This window comes from Amylibacter sp. SFDW26 (assembly GCF_009184395.1).
Lineage (GTDB): Bacteria > Pseudomonadota > Alphaproteobacteria > Rhodobacterales > Rhodobacteraceae > Amylibacter.
Genome location: NZ_WEIC01000004.1, coordinates 70,237 through 89,282 on the forward strand (window position 1 = coordinate 70,237; position 19,046 = coordinate 89,282).

Here is a 19,046-nt window from a genome sequence, read left to right on the forward strand (position 1 = left end):
ACCTAGGTACTGTCATAAGCGAAATCAACGCCTTGGCCTAAATAGACTGGAAATAAGCAAGTGACTGCTGCAAAACTGCCGCCCGGATTATACATTGTTTCGACCCCGATTGGGGCCGCACGCGACATTACATTGAGGGCTTTGGATATTCTAAGTTTGGCAGATATTATCGCTGCTGAGGATACACGTAATACGCGAAAATTGATGGATATTCATGGGATTACTTTGGGTGATCGCAAGTTGATTTCTTATCATGATCACAATGGCGCAGAAAAACGTCCGTTTTTGTTGAAAGCTTTGGAAGAGGGACGGTCTGTGGCTTTGGTTTCTGATGCAGGGACACCTTTGTTGGCTGATCCAGGATACCACTTGGCGCAACATGTGCGTGATGAAGGCCATAATGTACGTACAGCTCCCGGTGCGTCTGCATTGTTGGCAGCTCTTTGTGTGGCAGGGCAACCAACGGATAAGTTTTTCTTTGCAGGTTTTGCACCTAATAAGACCAAAGCACGTACGGATTACTTCCGTAGTTTGGCGGCTATTCCGTCAACGCTTGTATTTTACGAATCCCCTAAGCGGCTATCGAAATGCTTGGCGGATATGGTTACGGCTTTTGGCGGTGCGCGTTCTACAACGATTTGCCGTGAGTTGACCAAGAAGTTCGAAGAGGCACGGAGTGGCACTTTGCAAGAGTTGGTGGACCATTATGCAGATGTACCAACACCCAAAGGCGAGATTGTGATTGTTGTGGGTACCCCTGTGAAGGTGGAAATGACCCAAGATGATATTGATGCGGCTTTGTTAACCGCATTGAAAGATATGAAAGTCAAAGATGCAGCGAATAAGGTATCCCTTGAAATGGGTATATCACGCAAGGAAGCGTATAATCGTGCATTGGACATAAAGGATAATGGTTAATCAAAGCTCTTACTACAAAGGGATTGCTGCTGAAGATATAGTTGCGGATCATTACAAACGGCTTGGATATGTTTTGAAGGAAACACGTTTCAAATCAGCACATGGTGAGATTGACTTGATTTTCATGGGGCAACGCGAATGGGTGTTTGTTGAGGTGAAATGCAGCAAAACCTTTGATACTGCGGCTGCGCGAATTTTGCCGCGCCAAATCCAACGGATATACGCAGCTGCCCAAGATTACCTGTCTGATATGGCAGGGGATGTGGATTGCCGATTTGATGCTGCATTGGTGGATAAGGTCGGTCGCGTAGAGGTGATTGAAAACGCATTTCTCTAATTGCAACTCTGGTCGTGCTGGGCCATGAATGGGTAAATTAGAAATTAGGTGAATACATGTCTCTTAAAGTAGCCATTCAAATGGACCCGATTGAGCCGATTGATATCAACGGCGACAGTTCGTTTCGCATTGCATTAGAAGCCCAAGCGCGTGGTCATGAATTGTTTTATTACACGCCAGATCGTTTGTCGTATCAACAAGGTAAAGTGACAGCCAAAGGCTGGCCGTTGGAAGTGCGCCGTGAAGAGGGTAATCACTTCTCACTTGGTGAGTTTCAGGAAATTGATCTGAGTACACAGGATGTAGTTTGGTTACGCCAAGATCCACCGTTTGATATGGGGTACATCACGACCACGCATATTTTGGATATGATCCACCCTGATACTTTGGTGGTGAATGATCCAGAATGGGTGCGCAATTATCCTGAGAAGTTGCTGGTTTTGAATTTCCCTGATCTGACACCACCCACAACGATTTCGCGTGACTTGGACACGTTGAAAGCATTCAAAGAAGAGCATGGCGATATCATTTTAAAGCCGCTTTATGGCAATGGTGGTGCAGGTGTGTTCCGTCTGCGCGCCGATGATAACAATCTGAACTCTCTGCATGAGTTGTTTGCGGGTATTAATCGTGAACCGTTGATTGCGCAAAAGTTTCTACCTGATGTCAGTAAGGGCGACAAACGTGTGATCTTGGTGGATGGCTACCCTGTAGGAGCAATTAACCGCGTTCCTGCTAAGGGTGAGACGCGATCCAATATGCATGTTGGTGGACGTCCTGAGAAGGTGGCGTTGGATGAACGCGACTTGGAGATATGTGAACGTATCGGGCCATTGCTGCGCGAAAAAGGTCAGATTTTTGTAGGCATCGATGTCATTGGTGGCAATTTGACCGAGATTAATGTGACATCGCCAACGGGTATTCAGGAATTGGAACGGTTTGACGGTGTGAATGTTGCCGAAAAAATCTGGGAAGCGATTGAAGCGAAAAGATAGGTTGGTAATATACGGCTGATAACGATGGTTTCGTATCAGCCGTATAAGGTCACGTTTGTTATGCTATTGTATCCAGATAGCCTGATGGAACTTCGTAAAATTCGGGAATATCTTCTGCTGTTTCATAGAAAATAACGTCCGTTTTTTCACCGTCAGCATCATATAATATTTCTTTTGCAAACCAGTCTTTGTCATCGTCACCATCAATACCTAAACGAGCTTGAATTGTACCTTCGTCATAAAATTCGAATATAGAGTCTGTGTCATCAAAGTAGGTAACTTTTGAGGCGAGCTTTCCATTTTCATCATAATTTTTTCTTATAAGGCCCCAATCCTGCCCCAAGCCATCAGCAGAATTATCTAACTGCAAGTTTTCAGAACGTACTCCACCTGTATATTTAATAAATTCATCGATACCGTTATCATAGGTCGTGTTGCGTTTTTCTACATTGCCTGCAGCGTCATAAAAGATTGTCAAAGCCTGCCAATTTACAGCTGACCCATCTTCAGAATAATCGCCTTCTAACCTGTGCCTAAGTACACCATCAGTAAAGAATCTATATGATTCAACGCCATTATCGTATTTTATATTTTGGCTGATAAGGCTTCCTTCTGTATCGTATTGATTGCTAAGAAATTTCCAATTTGCAGCTAGTCCGTCTTCGGATAAATCTTCTTTTACTATATAAGTTCGAATGCCATTTTTAAAGCCTTCGTTTTTTTCAATGTTGTTGTCAAATTGAGTAAATTTTGTCGTAAGATTTCCTTCGGCATCGTATTCATTTACCTGTGTTTGCCAATTTGCGGCTAATCCATCTTGTGATTGATCTTGTTGTTCAATAAAAGTTCGAACGCCGTTTTCGAAGTTTTCGATTTTTATGATGTCATTATCGAATTGTGTGAAATTACTTTTAATATTCCCTTCTGCATCATATTCAGCAACGCGCGTTTGCCAATTTGCGGCTAACCCATCTTGTGATTGATCTTGTTGTTCAATGAAAGTTCGAACGCCGTTTTCGAAGTTTTCGATTTTTATGATGTCATTATCGAATTGTGTGAAATTACTTTTAACATTCCCTTCTGCATCATATTCAGCAACGCGCGTTTGCCAATTCGCAGCTAACCCATCGTATGATTGATCAAGCCATTGAACATAAGAAAGAGTACCATTTTCGTAATTCACGTCTTTTAGAAGGCCATTATCGTAAAGTGTGTGACGGGATACAATTACACCGTTTTCATCACGCGCTGTATGTATTTCACTCCAGTTATATTGGTTATCAGTATCAAATCGACTAATTATGGTTTCCATAAAACCTCACCTTATAATTACATTAAATATGGTTTTGTTAGAATTCGATTGTGTCTAAAAAAAGGCTAAGCATGCATCAATTTGAGATTATTGAATTGCTTAAATGTTTGCACTGACCAATCTGTAACTGACTGCCTCTGCGATGTGATGGCGGCGGACATTTGGTTCGCTTTCTAAGTCTGCAATTGTGCGGGCAACACGTAGCACGCGGTGATATCCGCGGGCGGTCATGCGGTATTTATCTGCGACTTTTGAGAGAAGTTCTGCGCCTTCTGCATCAGGTGTGGCAACGGCTTCTAGAACCTCACCTTCGGCATCTGTGTTTAGGGTTGCACCTAGAGTGTCTTTATAGCGGTTCGTTTGAATATCGCGTGCTCTAGCGACACGGTTCGCTATATCTTCACTACCTTCTTTTGGGTTCTCTAAGGAAAGGTCTTGTAAGGTAACGGGTGGAACTTCTACGCGTAGGTCGAAACGATCCATAAGAGGGCCTGAAACGCGCCCTAAGTAATCCTGCCCACATAGGGGAGCGCGTGCGCATGCGCGAGCAGGATCGGCTAAATATCCGCATCGGCAGGGGTTTGCAGCACTTACTAACATAAACTTGCACGGGTATTTTACATGGGCGTTTGCGCGGGCGATCATGACATTTCCGTTTTCTACGGGTTGGCGTAGGGTTTCTAGCACTTGGCGGGAAAACTCGGGGAGTTCGTCCAAGAACAACACACCGTTATGTGCCAATGAGATTTCGCCTGGTTTTGCACTGCGACCGCCGCCGACTATGGCGGCCATAGAGGCTGTATGATGCGGATCACGAAAGGGGCGGGTTTTGGATATGCCACCTTCGGATAATAGCCCTGCGAGGGAATGGATCATCGAGGTTTCCAGCGCTTCTTGAGCGTTCAATGTTGGCAATATACTGGGCATGCGCGATGCCATCATGGATTTGCCTGATCCGGGAGACCCGACCATAAACAGGTGGTGCCTGCCTGCGGCGGCGATTTCCATGGCACGTTTGGCGCGCTCTTGGCCTTTGACATCGCGTAAGTCGCGTTCTTCTGTATCTTTGGTAACTTCGCCCGGTTCTGCGCTTTTTAGGATTTGCTTGCCGTTGAAATGGTTCATAACTTGCAAAAGCGTTGCGGGAGCGATGACGTTTACGGAACCAACCCAAGCGGCCTCTGCACCGCAGTCTTTGGGACAGATCAAATCGCAAGAGGCCTCCGCAGCGGCAAGGGCTGCGGGGAGGGCGCCGATCACGGGGATGAGTTTGCCATCAAGCGAGAGTTCACCCAGTGCCACTTGTCTAGACACCTCGTCGTTTGGGATGACTTCCATGGCTGCAAGGAGGGATAGAGCGATAGGTAGGTCGAAATGGGAGCCTTCTTTGGGGAGGTCAGCGGGGGATAGGTTTACAGTGATACGTTTTGAGGGAAGTGCCAAGGCCATAGAGGTGAGTGCGGCGCGCACGCGCTCTTTGGCTTCTGATACGGCTTTGTCGGGCAGGCCCACAATGTTAAAGGCAGGAAGGCCTGGAGAGAGGGAGCATTGTACCTCGATCAAGCGTGCCTCGACGCCTATGAATGCAACTGTGTAGGCGCGTGTGACCATGGTCTTCCCCTGTGAACGTGGTTAACAGCTAACAGGGGGAATGGTTTATTTTTGGTAAATTTCCATGAAGGCAGGCCAAGCTTCTGCATCAGCAACAGTCTTATCGCGGCAAAATGTGTTGCAGAAGCCGAATATACGGCCGTCTAGTTCTAAGAAATCAGTGACTGGCTTGCCTGAATAAGGACAGTTCGTGTTTTCAGATGGACCTGCATCCACTGGATTTGCTGGCAGGCGTTTGGGACCTGTCCATTCACCCTCTGGTAAATCGTTGTCATAGCCTGGTTGGATGTAGTTTTGTGCAAAGCCCATAGCGCGCCAGCGGCGGAATGCTGGATCGGCGAGATGCGCATCTATATAGGCATCTGATACATCATTACGTGGCAAATTGAATGTTGCAAAGCGTGTGGCAACGGGTGCGTAGAAGACGTCTGCGATTGTGTAATCGCCGAATAACCACGGGCCGTTCGTACCGTATGTTGCGCGTGCGACTGACCAGAGTTCTTCGACCCTTGCGGTGTCTTTTAAAACTGCGTCGGATGGGGCAAATGTTGGATAATTACGGCGCAAATTCATTGAGCAATCGGAACGTAAATTCACGAATGATGAATGCATTTCTGCAACCAGATTACGGGCCATAGCGCGGGCTGCTGGATCGGTTGGCCACATATTTGCCTCTGGATGGCGTTCAGCCAAAGTTTCGGCCATTGCCAATGTATCTTGAACCACAATGCCGTCAAATTTCATCGCGGGTACAAGGCGCGAAGGTTTGAAACCCTCTAGCATTTTGTAGAATTCATCTGATTTCATCCGTGCCCAATGTGTTTTCACAGGCAGGTTGAATTTTTCGAATAACAACCAACCGCGTAGCGACCAGCTGGAATATATATAATCCCCAAGGGCGAGTTCATAAGTCATGAAGGTTAGTATGGTGAGGTTTTGGGGAAATGCAAAACGTGATTTGTGAAGGGGTGTATCACGGTTTGTGATTAACGCCTGCGATGCGCCACGTGTCATCGCCCAGATGATCAAGCTTTGTGACAGACAGATTGTCGATTTGGAAACTTGTGGCGGCTTGGGCAGTCATACTGCCTGCAACTTGGATTTGCGTAAGGATCACACCGTAATGGGCGACGACAATTATATCTCGGCCTTTATACGTATCCGCAAGGTTGGCGACCTCTGTATTTACACGGTTTGACAGTTGGTTCCAGCTTTCACCATTTGGGGTACTGTGATCGCCTGGGTTTTCCCAGAAGGTGCGCAGGTATTCTTGTTGCCCTTTGGGGATATCGTTGAAATGGGTATCTTCCCAATCACCGAAGTGAAGTTCACGTATGCCTGCGTTGTGTGAAAGACGTTCGCGCCCCTCGCTCAGAGCATTTGCGGTATCCACGCATCTGATGAGATCAGAGGATACAATGACGGCATCCTTTGGCAGGTGGTCGTTTAGGCGTGCAATCTGGTCTGTGTTGGATAGGTCAGCGGGGGCATCAGTCCAGCCGATCATGGTTTTTTTATGAGTTGGGCCGTGGCGCACCCACCAAAAATTGGTCATGGTGTCACCTGTGGAAGTTGGCCTTTTAAGGACAATGGGAGCCCTGCGGTGATGAGGACGACAAGATCGCATAGAGCGGCAAGGTCTTGGTTCAATTCGCCTTGGGCTTGGCGAAATTGGCGGGCGAGTTTGTTGTCTGGGACGACACCTTGGCCGACTTCGTTTGTAACGATTACAACGGAGCCATTTGCATTTTTGAGGCCGTTTAGGAAATGTACTTTTTCTTCGGCTAAGTTAGCGTCATTTATTAACATGTTGGAGAGCCAGAATGTTGCGCAATCTAATAGGGTTACATTGGCTTTATCTATTCCCGCCAGAGCTTCCCAAGGTTTGAAAGGAGCTTCGTATGTATCCCAATCCGCACCGCGCTGGGCTTTGTGTTTTACCACTTTATCACGCATTTCATTATCTAATGCTTGTGCTGTAGCGATATAGCTGCGGGGATGTCCTGAAGTGATAACCAAATTCTCTGCATAAACGGATTTGCCAGAGGCGGCACCGCCGATCACCATGGTTAATTTTGGTAAAGTTAAAATCATTCTATTTCAAAGTGATCCAATTGTGCGTTTCATCCGTAATAAGTCACATAAAGTTAAAAAACCAGATGTTTGCTGAGAGGATATTATGTCGACTGATGCACCGCAGGGTATAACCATTACGAAACGCGCGATGAAAGCGGAGCTTTTGGACGCGGAAACAGAATATGCATTGGCTGTTGCTTGGCGTGATGATCGTGATGAAAAAGCGTTGCATCGTTTGATACATGCTTACATGCGCTTGGCTGTATCCATGGCGATGAAATTTAAAAGGTATTCAGTATCACAACAAGATTTGATTCAAGAAGCTGGCATCGGGTTGATGAAAGCTGCCGAAAAGTTTGACCCTGATCGTGGGTTTAGATTTTCGACCTATGCACAGTGGTGGATTAAGGCGTCTATTCAGGATTTTGTAATGCGGAATTGGTCTATGGTCCGTACAGGATCTACGACTTCGCAAAAGTCACTTTTTTTCAATTTGAAACGGGTCCAGGCCAAGATCGAGCGTGAAGCGCAGCAAAGTGATGTGCAATTGGATAGGGCTGAGTTGGATGAATTGATTGCACAAGAAATCGGTGTGCCGCTTCGTGATGTGGAAATGATGCAGGGGCGTATGTCTGGATCTGATTTTTCATTGAATGCACCGCAAGCAAGTGATGAAGATACGCGTGAATGGATGGATACGTTAGAGGATCCAAGTCCTCAGTCTGCTGAAGTGGTGGAACGCGAGCATGATTTGAATAAGATGCGTGGATGGATCACGGATGCGATGAGTGTTTTGAGTGATCGTGAGAAATATATCATTGCGCAACGTAAACTGATGGACGAGCCACGTACGCTTGAGGGTATCGGGACTGAGTTGAAGTTGTCCAAAGAGCGTATTCGTCAAATTGAAGCTGTTGCATTGGAAAAATTGCGGAAGCGATTGGAAAATAATGCGGGCAAAGCTGCGCGTGCTTTGGTGATGGCATAATTTAGCGAGCTTGCACCTTTGTGGGTGCGCCTCTACATATGTTCCAAGTGAAATTGGAATGGAATGTTGCCATGCTGGCAGGTCGTAAAATCCTATTGATAATTGGGGGCGGTATTGCTGCCTATAAAAGCCTTGATTTGATCCGTCGTTTTAAAGAACGGGGCGCATCAGTTGTGCCCGTATTGACGAAAGGTGGATCAGAGTTTGTGACACCTTTGTCTGTCACGGCTTTGGCGGGTGAAAAACTGTATAGCGATTTATTTGACTTGGGTGATGAGGCTGAAATGGGCCACATTCAATTGTCGCGCGCGGCTGATTTGGTTGTGGTGGCTCCTGCAACGGCTGATTTGATGGGGAAAATGGCAAGTGGTCAGGCCAATGATTTGGCGACGACTTTGTTAATGGCTACAGACAAGCGTGTTTTGATTGCCCCTGCGATGAATGTGCGGATGTGGGATCATGCATCTACGCAGGCGAATGCAGAGCAATTGAAAAAAGACGGTGTTCTGTTTGTTGGTCCAAATGACGGCAATATGGCGTGTGGTGAATTTGGGCCAGGTCGTATGGCCGAACCGATGGAAATTGTAAAAGCCGTTGAAGATATATTGCTGAATGGGCCTTTAAAAGGCCGTCATATTGTTGTGACCTCTGGCCCTACTCACGAGCCGATTGATCCAGTACGCTATATCGCGAACCGCTCATCTGGTGCTCAAGGGACTGCGATTGCAAATGCATTGGCAGGGCTTGGGGCAACTGTGACGTTTGTAACGGGCCCCGCGCGACATCCTTGGCCAAGTGGGTGTAAGATTGTGCCTGTGGAAACAGCTGATGAAATGATGGCGGCCGTTGATGCCGCTTTGCCTGCGGATGCTGGGGTGTTTGCAGCTGCTGTTGCAGATTGGAAAGTGACGAGCGCTTCCGACCAGAAGATCAAGAAGACCAAAGATGGGTTGCCTGAGTTAAGCTTTGCAGAGAATCCTGATATTTTACGTACAGTTTCTAATCTGAAAAAGAACCGCCCCGAATTGGTTGTGGGCTTTGCTGCGGAAACCAATGATGTGTTGGAAAATGCGACAGCGAAGCGCAAACGCAAAGGCTGCGATTGGATTGTTGCCAATGATGTATCCCCTGAAACGGGTATCATGGGTGGTGATGATAATGATGTGACGCTGATTTCTGACGGTGGTGCTGATAGTTGGCCACGTATGAGCAAAGAAGAAGTGGGGCATCAGTTGGCTGATAAAATTGCGGCTGCTTTAAGGGGATAAAAAGATGCCTGATATCAACGTGAATGTTATGCGTGTCGCAGGCTCTGATCCTGCGATTGAAATGCCTGAATATGAGACGGCGGGTGCGGCTGGCATGGACTTACGTGCAAACTTTAAGGATGATTTGCGCGGTTCTGGTGTGGTTCTAAACACTGGTGAACGCGCGTTGATCCCAACGGGTTTAGCATTTGCTTTACCTTTTGGGTATGAAGCACAGGTACGCCCGCGCTCTGGTTTAGCTTTGAAAAAAGGTGTGGCTTTGGTGAATAGCCCAGGCACTATTGATTGCGATTATCGGGGTGAGGTTGGCGTGATAATCATCAATCATGGCGCTGATGCGTTTGAGATTAAGCATGGCGATCGCATTGCCCAAGTTTTGTTCGCGCCTGTCACGCGCGGCACGTTAACAGTTGTGGATGACTTAGATGAAACCGATCGCGGTGCGGGTGGTTTTGGATCTACAGGCCAAGGGTAAATGGATATTTTCGGCGTAACATTTAGCCCAGAACGGCTGCAGTTCATCGTGATGATGGTACTGTTGTTGGCTGTTTTGCTTTATGTGCGTATGTTGAAGAAAATCCGACAAAAGCCAAAAGACCAAAGTATTACAAAACCTGATGATGGGTCGATGTCTGACACTGAATTGGATCGTTATGCACGCCATATAGTACTGCGTGAATTGGGTGGTGCTGGGCAACAAAGACTACGCAAAGCCAAAGTTTTGGTTGTTGGTGCAGGGGGGCTTGGATCGCCTGTATTACAATATTTGGCTGCGGCAGGTGTTGGAACGATTGGGGTGATTGACGATGATCATGTCAGCTTGTCGAATTTACAACGCCAAGTGCTTTTTGATGAAGAACAACTCGATATGCCAAAGGTGTTTGCAGCTCAGATAAAATTAACTGCTTTGAATCCACATATCGAAATACGCCCGTATCATCGACGTCTTGATTTGAAAGATGCTAAAGCATTGGTTGCAGATTATGATTTGGTTCTGGATGGCACTGATAATTTCATTACGCGTAGTTTGGTAAATCAGTCATGCGTGGCGCAATCTGTGCCATTGATTTCAGGGGCGATTACGCAATGGGAAGGGCAGATTACGTTGTTTGATCCTGCGAACGGTACACCTTGTTATGCATGTCTGTTTCCAGAAGAGCCAGCTGACGGTTTAGCACCGAGTTGTGCAGAAGCTGGTGTTGTTGGGGCTTTGCCTGGGATTGTTGGGTCAATCATGGCGGCAGAGGCGATCAAGCATATTACGGGCGCAGGGCAAACCTTGTCTGGTGAAATGCTGATCTTTGATGCGCTTTATGGTGAAAGCCGCAAGATTACATTGCAAAAGACAGATGATTGCCCTGTTTGTTCTTAGCGTTGCGGGATGACTTGATCTGGTGGGCGGTGCCCCAGTTCAAAAGTTTTGATATTCAGGATAACACGTTCACCCATGTCCACACGTGCTTCGGTCGTGGCAGAAGCCATATGCGGTAAAAGCATCACGTTATCACGGTCACAAAGCTTTGGGTTCACTTCGGAACCTTTTTCGAACACATCCAAGCCAGCACCTGCGAGTTTTTCAACTTCTAATGCTGCAATCAAAGCATCCTCATCAATGACCTGCCCGCGTGCTGTGTTGATGATAAACGCGGTTGGTTTCATCAATGCCAAACGATCAGCATTCATCAAATGATGCGTTTCTGGCGTGTTAGGGCAATGTAAGGATAGAACGTCTGCCATTGGTAACATCTCTTCGAGGTTTTCAATGTAAGTTGCATCCAAATTGCGTTCGATCTCTGGGTGGACTGCTGAACGGTTGTGGTAAACGACCTTCATACCAAAAGCATTCGCGCGGCGTGCAACAGCCATGCCGACACGACCCATACCGATTATGGCGAGTGTTTTGCCGCCTATTGAGGAACCAAGGAAAGTGGATGGCGACCAGCCTTTCCAATTGCCAGATTGCAATGCAGCAGAGCCCTCTTTGAAACGGCGCATCACTGTAAGGATTAATGCCAATGTCATATCGGCAGAATCTTCGGACAAAAGACCTGGTGCATTTGTCACCATGATACCACGGGCATCTGCCGCTTCGATATCGATGTGATCATATCCAGAGCCGTAATTCGCGATCAATTTCAACTGATCGCCTGCTTCTGCAAGAACATGTGCATCTAATGTGTCATTGAGTGTTGGCACCAAAATATCAGCACGACCAATGGCATTGATCAACTGATCTTGTGTGAATGGCACGTCATTTACGTTGAGTTCGGCGTCAAATAATTCTGCCAATCTGTCTTCTACGGGCTTGGGTAACCGTCGCGTCACGACAACACTTAGTTTTGAACTGGACATCATGCACCTATATTGACTGGATTTTTCTATTTCATTCTGCCAAATTTTACATCAAATGGGCAAGGGCGAAACAACAGTCTTATGTGAAAAAAGACAGAAGTCCCGACAGGCAGTAAAAATGGTATATAAACGCGTAAATAATTGGTTTTTGGGCACTTTGGCAACGGTTTTTTGCCTAAGTACATCTGTGCTTCATGCCGCTGAACGTGGCCCCGTTACGAATTTACCTTTGCCGCGCTTTGTTTCGATGAAAGCAAAAGAGGGTAATGTGCGTCGTGGCCCAAGTTTAACACACCGTATTGATTGGGTTTTTCAACACAGTAACATGCCATTGTTGATCACAGCCGAGTTCGGCCATTGGCGTCGTGTTCAAGATATGGAAGGCCAAGGCGGTTGGATGCATTATGCATTGTTGTCAGGTGTGCGAACTGTCGTTGTGAAAACACCCAACCTAGCATTGCGTTTGAAACCTAATATTGCAGCGGCAACAGCTGTTTTTGCTGAAGAACGGGCAATTGCGGCGCTAGAGGAATGTATTATTGACTGGTGTGAAATTTCATCAGGCGGTCATAGTGGGTGGGCGCCCAAAGCTGATCTATGGGGTGTTTGGGATCACGAGATTCGCGATTAACGCTTATTGATCTGAAAAATGTTACAAAAATTATTGTAAACTCACGCTGGCTTGAACAGACGTGTTTTTACATCTGTAATCACTCAAATTATATCTTCATTAAAGACGCAGCCAATAGGGTGATATCTCCCCTGATCGAACTTTACTGGTTGTGCACTATCCCTGACTATCCCAATGGGTGCCGCTCCTTTTCCCCTGAGGAGCGGCAACTCTTTTTATACGGCGTCTAATCCGCGACCTTTTAAAAGGGCATCCACTTTTGGCAATGCACCACGGAATGCAGTGTATAATTCTTCGGCATCTTTAGAACCACCTGTAGAGTAAATGTTGTCATATAATTTCTGAGCCATTTCTGGATCAAAAGCATCACCCGTTTCTTTGAAGGCTTCAAAGGCGTCGGCATCCATGACTTCGGACCACATATAGCTGTAGTAACCGCTGGAATACCCATCGCCAGCAAACACATGAGCGAAATGTGGTGTTGCATGGCGCATTGTGATTGCTGATGGCATGCCGATACGATCCAAGATTTCAGCTTGTTTTTGCATGGGATCGGTTGAAACGGGTTCTGTATGGAACGCCAAATCCACCAATGCACTGGCTGTATATTCCACTGTCGCAAAGCCTTGGCCAAAGTTATCTGCGGCTAGCAGACGTTCTAGTAACTCTGAAGGGATAACTTCGTTAGTATCCGCATGACGTGCGAACTCTTCGAGTACTTCTGGAACGGATAACCAATGCTCATAAAGTTGGCTTGGCAGTTCCACAAAGTCACGTGCCACAGAAGTGCCCGAGATGAAGCCATAGGTCACATCTGACAGCATAGAGTGCAATGCATGGCCGAATTCGTGGAATAATGTGCGCGCATCGTCAAAGGTTAATAAGCATGGTTCGCCTTCTGGAGCTTTGGCAAAGTTACAGACGTTTACGGTGATAGGGCGCACTTCTTTATCCAAGTTTGACTGGGAACGGAAACGAGAGCACCATGCGCCAGAGCGTTTAGAAGAACGGGCAAAATAATCACCAATAAACACTGCGATGTGGCGATCACCTTTTTTGACTTCCCAAGCCAGAGCATCTGGATGGTAAAGGGGCACTTCTAGCGGCTGAAATGTTAGGCCAAAGAGTTTAGTTGCGCAGGCAAAAGACGCTTCAATCATTTGGTCCAGTTGGAAATATGGTTTTAATTCGGCTTCATCCAAATCATGCTCTGCTTTTCGCAGTTTTTCTGCATAATAGCGCCAATCCCATGGTGCTAGATCACCTTGAACGCTTTCTGAATGCATGAGGGCTGTCAATTTTTCGGCGTCTTTTTCAGCTGCTGCTTTTGCAGGCTTCCAAACAGCCATTAACAAATCACGTACGGCTTGGGGTGTTTTGGCCATCTCAGGAGCCAGTTTGAAATCAGAAAACGTATCAAACCCCAACAGGTTTGCACGTACTTGGCGTAGATTTAAGGTTTCTGCCACAATTTCACGGTTGTCAGTTTCACCACCATTTTCACCGCGTGCAACCCATGCTTTGAATGCTTTTTCGCGTAGGTCGCGACGTGGAGAGAATTGTAAGAATGGTACAATCAAAGAGCGGGATAGTGTAATAACATAGCCATCTATATCACGCTCTTTTGCCGCTTCTTTTGCGGATGCGATTAGGAAGTTGGGACAGCCATCTAAATCACTATGGCTTAATGTCATTGACCAAGAGCGTTCATCTGCAAGCAGGTTTTGGGTAAATGCTGTACCAAGTTCTGCCAAGCGTTGGGAAATTTTTGCTAGATGATCACGGTTTTCGCCAACCAAGTTTGCACCAGCGCGGACAAACATTTGGTGATAAAGCTCTAAAACGCGCTTTTGTTCATCTGTAATGTCTAAATCTTCACGCGCTTCGAATAGTGTATCCACGCGAGAGAAAAGTTCTGCGTTCATCATCGTTTCAGAATGAAATGCGGCGTACTGGGGGGAAATCTCGCGTTGTAAGGCTTCTAAGGTTGGGTTTGAATTTGAGCCTGAAAGGTTAGCAAAAACTGAACCAACCTTGTCTAAAACCTCTGCATCCAATTCCATTGCATCAATTGTGTTTTCAAATGTAGGTGCATCAGGGTTGCTTGCGACTTTTGCAACATCAGCACGTGCTTGTCTGAATGCTTCTTCAAATGCAGGCGCAAAATGCTCGTCTTTGATTTGGTCAAATGGGGGCATTTCAAAGGGTGTGTTCCAGTCGGAAAAGAAGGGGTTTGTTTGCATTTTTGTTCATTTCTTTTAGGTGTTTAAGTGTAAATAGATCACATTTTTAAAGGAACCGCATCTTATTTAAGCCATATTTATATATGTATAGATAAGAAATATTTTTTATTATGTTTACTAAGGCTCAAATTGTTATGTTTAAGGCGTTCTCTAGAATTTTTAAATTATGCTGCTTTTGTAGTCTGTGTCTTTATATTGTTTTTGTCTTTAGAGTTGTCGATGAAACACAAAAAGAAGGCGGGATCATTGATCAAGTCGCTGGAGATATAACCACCATTGATATAGCTGGCCAATTTAGCGGCGAAAAAAACTATAAAAAGAAAAAAGAAAAAGAGAAACGTATAAAAGTATCTGGTGATGACTCTTCTTCCTGGCCTCTTAATTTGAATGTATTAACGTCAATGTACTCTAAAAATGAAACGAGAGATATCACAGTTCATCGTATTCCAGATGGTTTTTTCGTTGGGGAAAATACAGGTTCATTACGTATTAAGGTAAACAATACAGAGCCTAGTAAGTTTGATAAATTTGTGAATAACGTTAAAGGTTTTTTCTCTTTTCTTGCTGGGTAGCTACATCACATTTACAAGTTAAGTTATTACGAATCTGGAAACCCATTAACATTGTATTTCATACAAATGTCGTTTTCGGCTAAATCTAGTCGGCAGCCCCTAGCATCAATGCATCAAATTCTGCAATCTATCCTTAGAATTTAATCTCAAGGAATCGGATCATGAAAACGCATGTAAAAGCTTTGGTTGTTGGCGGCGGTGCTGTTGGCGCAGGGATTGCATATCATTTGGCGAAATATGGCTGGAAAGATGTGATGCTTTTGGAGCGTGATGAATTAACGTCTGGTTCCACCTGGCACGCGGCTGGTTTGTTGCCGCTGTTTAACATGGGTTATGCCACAACGCACTTGCATGATTATTCCGTTGATTTTTATAAATCGCTTGAAGCTGAAACTGGCTTAAATGCTGGGTTTTCTGTTGTTGGTAATTTGCGTATGGCACAAACCAAAGACCGTATGGATGAATATATGTTATACGGATCGACTGCGGAAACTGTCGGCATTGAGTATCATCATATGACACCAGCACAAATCAAAGAGCGCTGGCCGCTGATCAATACATCCGACTTGGAAGGGGCAATTTATCATCCAGGTGATGGCTATATAAACCCTGCGGACGTGACGATGGCGATGGCGAAAGGTGCGCGCCAACGTGGTGTGACGATTGAACGTAAGTGGCAGGTTGATGGCTATGAATGGACAGGCTCTGAGTGGAAAGTGACCTGTACGAAAATGGTGGAAAAAGGTGGTAATCTTGTGCCGTCTGAAGAACAAACTGTAATTACGGCAGAGCATGTTGTGACGGCAACGGGCAACCATGCGCAACGTACGGCGCAAATGTTGGGTATCAAAATCCCTGCTATTCCAGTGGAACACCAGTTTATCGTAACAGATGCAGACCCAGCATTGGTGAAATGGCGTGCTGATGGTAATCCAGAACACCCAGTGATCCGTGATGCTGATGCTCAATCTTATGTGCGTGAGGAACGTGGCGGGTGGATTTTAGGTGTGTATGAGAAAAACGCACCAGCCCGTTTTGAATATGGTGTTCCTGATAGCTTCCGCGCTGACCTATTCCCATTGGATTTGGAGCGTATTGAAGAGCAATATATGGCGATGATCCACCGTATGCCGTCTTGTGAAGAAAGCGGTTTGAAAGACGACTTCAACGGGCCGATTTGTTATACTCCTGACGGCAACCCGCTGGTTGGTCCAGCTCCTGGTCTGCGTAACATGTGGTTGGCAGAGGGCTTTAGTTTCGGCATTACAGCTGCTGGCGGTGTTGGTAATTATTTGGCGCAAATGATGGTCGAAGGTGAAGCTGAAATAGATATGGCTTCGCTTGACCCTAAACGTTACGGCAGTTGGATGACGACGGAATATGGCGCGCGAAAGAACGAAGAATGCTATGATCACGTTTATATCCTTCACCACCCTGATGAAGAACGCCCAGCTTGTGCTGGTTTGCGGACTTCTCCTGCTTATGATCGCCAAAAAGCTGCTGGGGCACAGTTTGGTCGTGTGAATGGTTGGGATCGCCCGAATTACTTTGGCCCTAAAGATGCGGATGAGAATTTTGACCATGATGGGCGTTCATTCCGACGTGGCACATGGTGGCCTTATGCCGTGGAAGAAGCGAAAGCGATCCGTGAAGGTGTTGGTTTGGTTGATGCAACAGCATTTACAAAACACGTTGTTAAAGGGCCAGGGGCAACACAGTTCCTTGATTGGTTCACATGTAACAAACTGCCGAAAATTGGCCGTATTAATCTGACTTATGCGCTGACTAGCCATGGTACGACACGTACGGAATATACGATTGTGCGTAATGGTGAGAATGAATATTACCTTGTGTCTGCGGGTGCATGGACAGCTTATGACGCAGATTATCTGCGTAAGGCTGCCGAAGATAAGATGGAAGAGTTTGGGTATATCGAAATCCAAGATGTGACGACACAGTGGGGTGTATTCGCCATTGCTGGTCCGAAGTCGCGCGAGGTTTTAAACAAAATCATCAAGGATGCTGATCCTGAAACAGCGCTATCAAATAAGCGTTTTCCTTGGTTGTCTGCAAAACAGATTGAGTTGGGTATGTGCCCAGTGAATGCGATCCGTGTGGCCTATACAGGTGAATTGGGTTGGGAATTGCACCACCCGATTGAAATGCAGAACTATCTGTATGATCTGTTGATGGAAGCAGGTGCCGATGTTGGCATGAAACTGGTTGGTGGACGTGCGCAAAACTGGTTGCGTCAGGAAAAATCATACCGTGCGTTTGGCACAGAACTTGGTCGTGATGCGACACCACAAGAGGCTGACTTGCCACGTTTCATTGATTTGGAAAAAGACTTCCACGGTAAAGAGGCAATGCTGAAAACGGGCGTGCGTTCAAAATGTGTGACACTTTTGATCGACGGCCCTGACGATGCTGATCCATGGGGCCGTGAGGCGCTTTATGATGGTGATACGAAAGTGGGTCGTTTGACGTCTGGTGGGTATTCCGTGGCTTTTGGTAAATCCATCGGCATGGGATATGTGACACCTGAGTTGGCAAATGTTGGCCAAAAGCTGAAAGTGAAGATGTTCGCACAGCTTTGGGATGCAGAGATTGTTGAAGACAGCCCATATGATCCGACGAATGCGACGATCCGTGTGAACGGTTAACATCGTACCAATACCTATTGACGAAAGAGCCGCGCCCGATAGGGTGGCGGCTCTTATTCTTTGGATATTAATATGACGCAAGCTATTCGGCTCCAATCCGTTTTCATGATGCTATTGGGCATGACCTTGATTGTGACGGGTGATACCGCTGGTAAACTTTTGCTGGCAGCAGGTTTTACACCATTTTTCGTTGCTGCAACGCGGTTCTTTTTTGGAGCTTTGATGTTGGCACCATTTATGGGGCTGACACGTGCGGATATTCCAAACTTCTTTAACTGGCGTGTGATCTTACGAGCTTGTTGTGTAACTGGTGCGATCTCGTGTATTTTAACGGCCCTTTCAACAGAGCCTATTGCGAATGTGTTCGGCGCTTTCTTTATTGGTCCGCTTTTGTCGTATTTCTTATCCGCGGTCTTGTTAAAAGAAGCTATTACTTGGCGGCGTACAGCTCTGATCCTTACGGGCTTTGCGGGAGTTGTATTGGTAGTGAAGCCTGGTTTTGGCATGACAACAGGTATGGGGTTTGCTGTGCTTGCAGGCTGTTTTTACGGTTGCTTTATTGTGGCGACGCGTTGGTTGGCTGGACAGTATCGCCCACGGTTCTTGCTGATCTCGCAATTGATGATTGGATCGTGTTTCTTAATGCCAATGGCAATTGGGCCTATCCCTGACTTGAACATCAAGCTTAGCAGTCTTGTAGCAATCAGTGCATTAAGTTCGGGTTTGGGTAATTTATTATTGGTTGTAGTTAGCCGCACAACACCAGCCAACGTTGTGGCGCCTTTGGTATATACACAATTATTAGCAGCAACGATATTTGGATTTTTAGTGTTTGGAGATTGGCCCGATACGCTTAGCTTTATAGGATTAAGTGTTATCTTGTTTAGCGGTCTGGCGTCATTCTGGTTGGCAGGACGTGGGAAATAAGCCACCTCTGTATGACTTGTAAATTTACATTCTTTACAAATTTACAAGTCAAAATTTACAAAACCCACACAAAATCACACGAAAAAACGCCGCATGGGCGTAGAGAGGGGAGACTCTTTTAAGTGACAGGCGTAAATCAGCCTCAGAAACTCC

Annotated in this window: 18 protein-coding genes; 11 read left to right on the top strand and 7 right to left on the bottom strand. The window is 46.2% G+C overall.

The window, feature by feature from the left end; genetic code table 11:
• The first annotated feature begins 60 nt into the window (after positions 1 to 60).
• From rsmI to gshB, 3 genes are read left to right on the top strand one after another with little or no spacing between them, the layout of a single operon-like run.
• The gene (gene rsmI, locus F9L33_RS11985; RefSeq protein ID WP_226804111.1) at positions 61 to 918 is read left to right on the top strand and encodes a 16S rRNA (cytidine(1402)-2'-O)-methyltransferase; all 858 of its coding nucleotides are present in this window, start codon (positions 61 to 63) and stop codon (positions 916 to 918) included.
• A complete protein-coding gene (locus F9L33_RS11990; RefSeq protein ID WP_152143040.1) occupies positions 911 to 1,255 on the top strand; it encodes a YraN family protein in 345 nt (114 codons plus the stop codon). The genes rsmI and F9L33_RS11990 overlap by 8 nt, the downstream gene beginning before the upstream one ends.
• Positions 1,256 to 1,311: 56 nt before the next feature.
• On the top strand, positions 1,312 to 2,250 hold the full coding sequence (gshB, locus tag F9L33_RS11995; protein ID WP_152143041.1) for a glutathione synthase: 939 nt from the start codon (positions 1,312 to 1,314) through the stop codon (positions 2,248 to 2,250).
• A 58-nt stretch (positions 2,251 to 2,308) separates the two neighbouring features.
• Here the strand turns inward: gshB and F9L33_RS12000 are convergent, their stop codons facing one another.
• From F9L33_RS12000 to cobU, 5 genes are all read right to left on the bottom strand, one after another.
• Positions 2,309 to 3,562: a hypothetical protein gene (locus F9L33_RS12000; RefSeq protein ID WP_152143042.1), complete on the bottom strand. Its 1,254-nt coding sequence runs from the start codon at positions 3,560 to 3,562 to the stop codon at positions 2,309 to 2,311.
• Positions 3,563 to 3,661: 99 nt separating this feature from the next.
• Positions 3,662 to 5,173 (bottom strand): YifB family Mg chelatase-like AAA ATPase, encoded by a 1,512-nt coding sequence (locus tag F9L33_RS12005; RefSeq protein ID WP_152143043.1) that lies wholly within the window; start codon positions 5,171 to 5,173, stop codon positions 3,662 to 3,664.
• 45 nt (positions 5,174 to 5,218) lie between these two features.
• Entirely contained in the window at positions 5,219 to 6,088 is an 870-nt protein-coding gene (locus F9L33_RS12010; RefSeq protein ID WP_152143044.1) for a glutathione S-transferase, read from the bottom strand.
• 58 nt (positions 6,089 to 6,146) lie between these two features.
• Complete coding sequence (locus F9L33_RS12015; protein ID WP_152143045.1) at positions 6,147 to 6,728, bottom strand: histidine phosphatase family protein; 582 nt, start codon at positions 6,726 to 6,728, stop codon at positions 6,147 to 6,149.
• On the bottom strand, positions 6,725 to 7,267 hold the full coding sequence (cobU, locus tag F9L33_RS12020; RefSeq protein WP_152143046.1) for a bifunctional adenosylcobinamide kinase/adenosylcobinamide-phosphate guanylyltransferase: 543 nt from the start codon (positions 7,265 to 7,267) through the stop codon (positions 6,725 to 6,727). Before cobU ends, F9L33_RS12015 begins: the two co-directional genes overlap by 4 nt.
• An 85-nt stretch (positions 7,268 to 7,352) precedes the next feature.
• Here cobU and F9L33_RS12025 point away from each other — a divergent pair, with 85 nt between their 5' ends.
• From F9L33_RS12025 to F9L33_RS12040, 4 genes are all read left to right on the top strand, one after another.
• Entirely contained in the window at positions 7,353 to 8,237 is an 885-nt protein-coding gene (locus F9L33_RS12025) for an RNA polymerase factor sigma-32 (protein ID WP_152143047.1), read from the top strand.
• Positions 8,238 to 8,308: 71 nt separating this feature from the next.
• A complete protein-coding gene (gene coaBC / locus F9L33_RS12030) occupies positions 8,309 to 9,505 on the top strand; it encodes a bifunctional phosphopantothenoylcysteine decarboxylase/phosphopantothenate--cysteine ligase CoaBC (RefSeq protein ID WP_152143247.1) in 1,197 nt (398 codons plus the stop codon).
• A 4-nt stretch (positions 9,506 to 9,509) separates the two neighbouring features.
• Positions 9,510 to 9,980, top strand: a complete 471-nt coding sequence (dut, locus tag F9L33_RS12035) for a dUTP diphosphatase (protein WP_152143048.1) — start codon at positions 9,510 to 9,512, stop codon at positions 9,978 to 9,980.
• On the top strand, positions 9,981 to 10,877 hold the full coding sequence (locus tag F9L33_RS12040) for a HesA/MoeB/ThiF family protein (protein ID WP_152143049.1): 897 nt from the start codon (positions 9,981 to 9,983) through the stop codon (positions 10,875 to 10,877). It abuts the gene before it with no gap.
• On the opposite strand, the gene F9L33_RS12045 is transcribed toward F9L33_RS12040, so the two are convergent.
• A complete protein-coding gene (locus F9L33_RS12045) occupies positions 10,874 to 11,857 on the bottom strand; it encodes a D-glycerate dehydrogenase (protein ID WP_152143248.1) in 984 nt (327 codons plus the stop codon). The two genes, F9L33_RS12040 and F9L33_RS12045, sit on opposite strands and share 4 nt — an antisense overlap.
• 118 nt (positions 11,858 to 11,975) lie before the next feature.
• Between F9L33_RS12045 and F9L33_RS12050 the strand changes: the two genes are divergently transcribed.
• Complete coding sequence (locus tag F9L33_RS12050) at positions 11,976 to 12,488, top strand: SH3 domain-containing protein (RefSeq protein ID WP_152143050.1); 513 nt, start codon at positions 11,976 to 11,978, stop codon at positions 12,486 to 12,488.
• A 215-nt stretch (positions 12,489 to 12,703) separates the two neighbouring features.
• Here F9L33_RS12050 and F9L33_RS12055 read toward each other — a convergent pair whose 3' ends face one another.
• The gene (locus F9L33_RS12055; RefSeq protein ID WP_152143051.1) at positions 12,704 to 14,731 is read right to left on the bottom strand and encodes a M3 family metallopeptidase; all 2,028 of its coding nucleotides are present in this window, start codon (positions 14,729 to 14,731) and stop codon (positions 12,704 to 12,706) included.
• Between the two features lie 110 nt (positions 14,732 to 14,841).
• On the opposite strand from F9L33_RS12055, the gene F9L33_RS12060 reads away from it, so the two are divergent.
• The 3 genes from F9L33_RS12060 (at position 14,842) to F9L33_RS12070 (ending at position 18,893) form a co-directional block, all read left to right on the top strand.
• Positions 14,842 to 15,303, top strand: a complete 462-nt coding sequence (locus F9L33_RS12060) for a hypothetical protein (protein ID WP_152143052.1) — start codon at positions 14,842 to 14,844, stop codon at positions 15,301 to 15,303.
• A gap of 161 nt (positions 15,304 to 15,464) precedes the next feature.
• Positions 15,465 to 17,966 (top strand): FAD-dependent oxidoreductase, encoded by a 2,502-nt coding sequence (locus F9L33_RS12065; protein ID WP_152143053.1) that lies wholly within the window; start codon positions 15,465 to 15,467, stop codon positions 17,964 to 17,966.
• Positions 17,967 to 18,038: 72 nt separating this feature from the next.
• Positions 18,039 to 18,893: a DMT family transporter gene (locus tag F9L33_RS12070; protein ID WP_226804112.1), complete on the top strand. Its 855-nt coding sequence runs from the start codon at positions 18,039 to 18,041 to the stop codon at positions 18,891 to 18,893.
• Positions 18,894 to 19,046 lie beyond the last annotated feature (153 nt).

Bases quoted from the DNA above. Each gene is read 5' to 3' on its own strand.
- F9L33_RS12045 (WP_152143248.1), bottom strand. From the start codon at position 11,857: ATGTCCAGTTCAAAACTAAGTGTTGTCGTGACGCGACGGTTACCCAAG.
- F9L33_RS12065 (WP_152143053.1), top strand. From the start codon at position 15,465: ATGAAAACGCATGTAAAAGCTTTGGTTGTTGGCGGCGGTGCTGTTGGC.
- F9L33_RS12060 (WP_152143052.1), top strand. From the start codon at position 14,842: ATGTTTACTAAGGCTCAAATTGTTATGTTTAAGGCGTTCTCTAGAATT.
- F9L33_RS12015 (WP_152143045.1), bottom strand. From the start codon at position 6,728: ATGACCAATTTTTGGTGGGTGCGCCACGGCCCAACTCATAAAAAAACC.
- gshB (WP_152143041.1), top strand. From the start codon at position 1,312: ATGTCTCTTAAAGTAGCCATTCAAATGGACCCGATTGAGCCGATTGAT.
- F9L33_RS12010 (WP_152143044.1), bottom strand. From the start codon at position 6,088: ATGACTTATGAACTCGCCCTTGGGGATTATATATATTCCAGCTGGTCG.
- coaBC (WP_152143247.1), top strand. From the start codon at position 8,309: ATGCTGGCAGGTCGTAAAATCCTATTGATAATTGGGGGCGGTATTGCT.
- F9L33_RS12050 (WP_152143050.1), top strand. From the start codon at position 11,976: ATGGTATATAAACGCGTAAATAATTGGTTTTTGGGCACTTTGGCAACG.
- F9L33_RS11990 (WP_152143040.1), top strand. From the start codon at position 911: ATGGTTAATCAAAGCTCTTACTACAAAGGGATTGCTGCTGAAGATATA.
- F9L33_RS12025 (WP_152143047.1), top strand. From the start codon at position 7,353: ATGTCGACTGATGCACCGCAGGGTATAACCATTACGAAACGCGCGATG.
- F9L33_RS12070 (WP_226804112.1), top strand. From the start codon at position 18,039: ATGACGCAAGCTATTCGGCTCCAATCCGTTTTCATGATGCTATTGGGC.
- F9L33_RS12005 (WP_152143043.1), bottom strand. From the start codon at position 5,173: ATGGTCACACGCGCCTACACAGTTGCATTCATAGGCGTCGAGGCACGC.
- F9L33_RS12055 (WP_152143051.1), bottom strand. From the start codon at position 14,731: ATGCAAACAAACCCCTTCTTTTCCGACTGGAACACACCCTTTGAAATG.
- F9L33_RS12040 (WP_152143049.1), top strand. From the start codon at position 9,981: ATGGATATTTTCGGCGTAACATTTAGCCCAGAACGGCTGCAGTTCATC.
- F9L33_RS12000 (WP_152143042.1), bottom strand. From the start codon at position 3,562: ATGGAAACCATAATTAGTCGATTTGATACTGATAACCAATATAACTGG.
- dut (WP_152143048.1), top strand. From the start codon at position 9,510: ATGCCTGATATCAACGTGAATGTTATGCGTGTCGCAGGCTCTGATCCT.
- cobU (WP_152143046.1), bottom strand. From the start codon at position 7,267: ATGATTTTAACTTTACCAAAATTAACCATGGTGATCGGCGGTGCCGCC.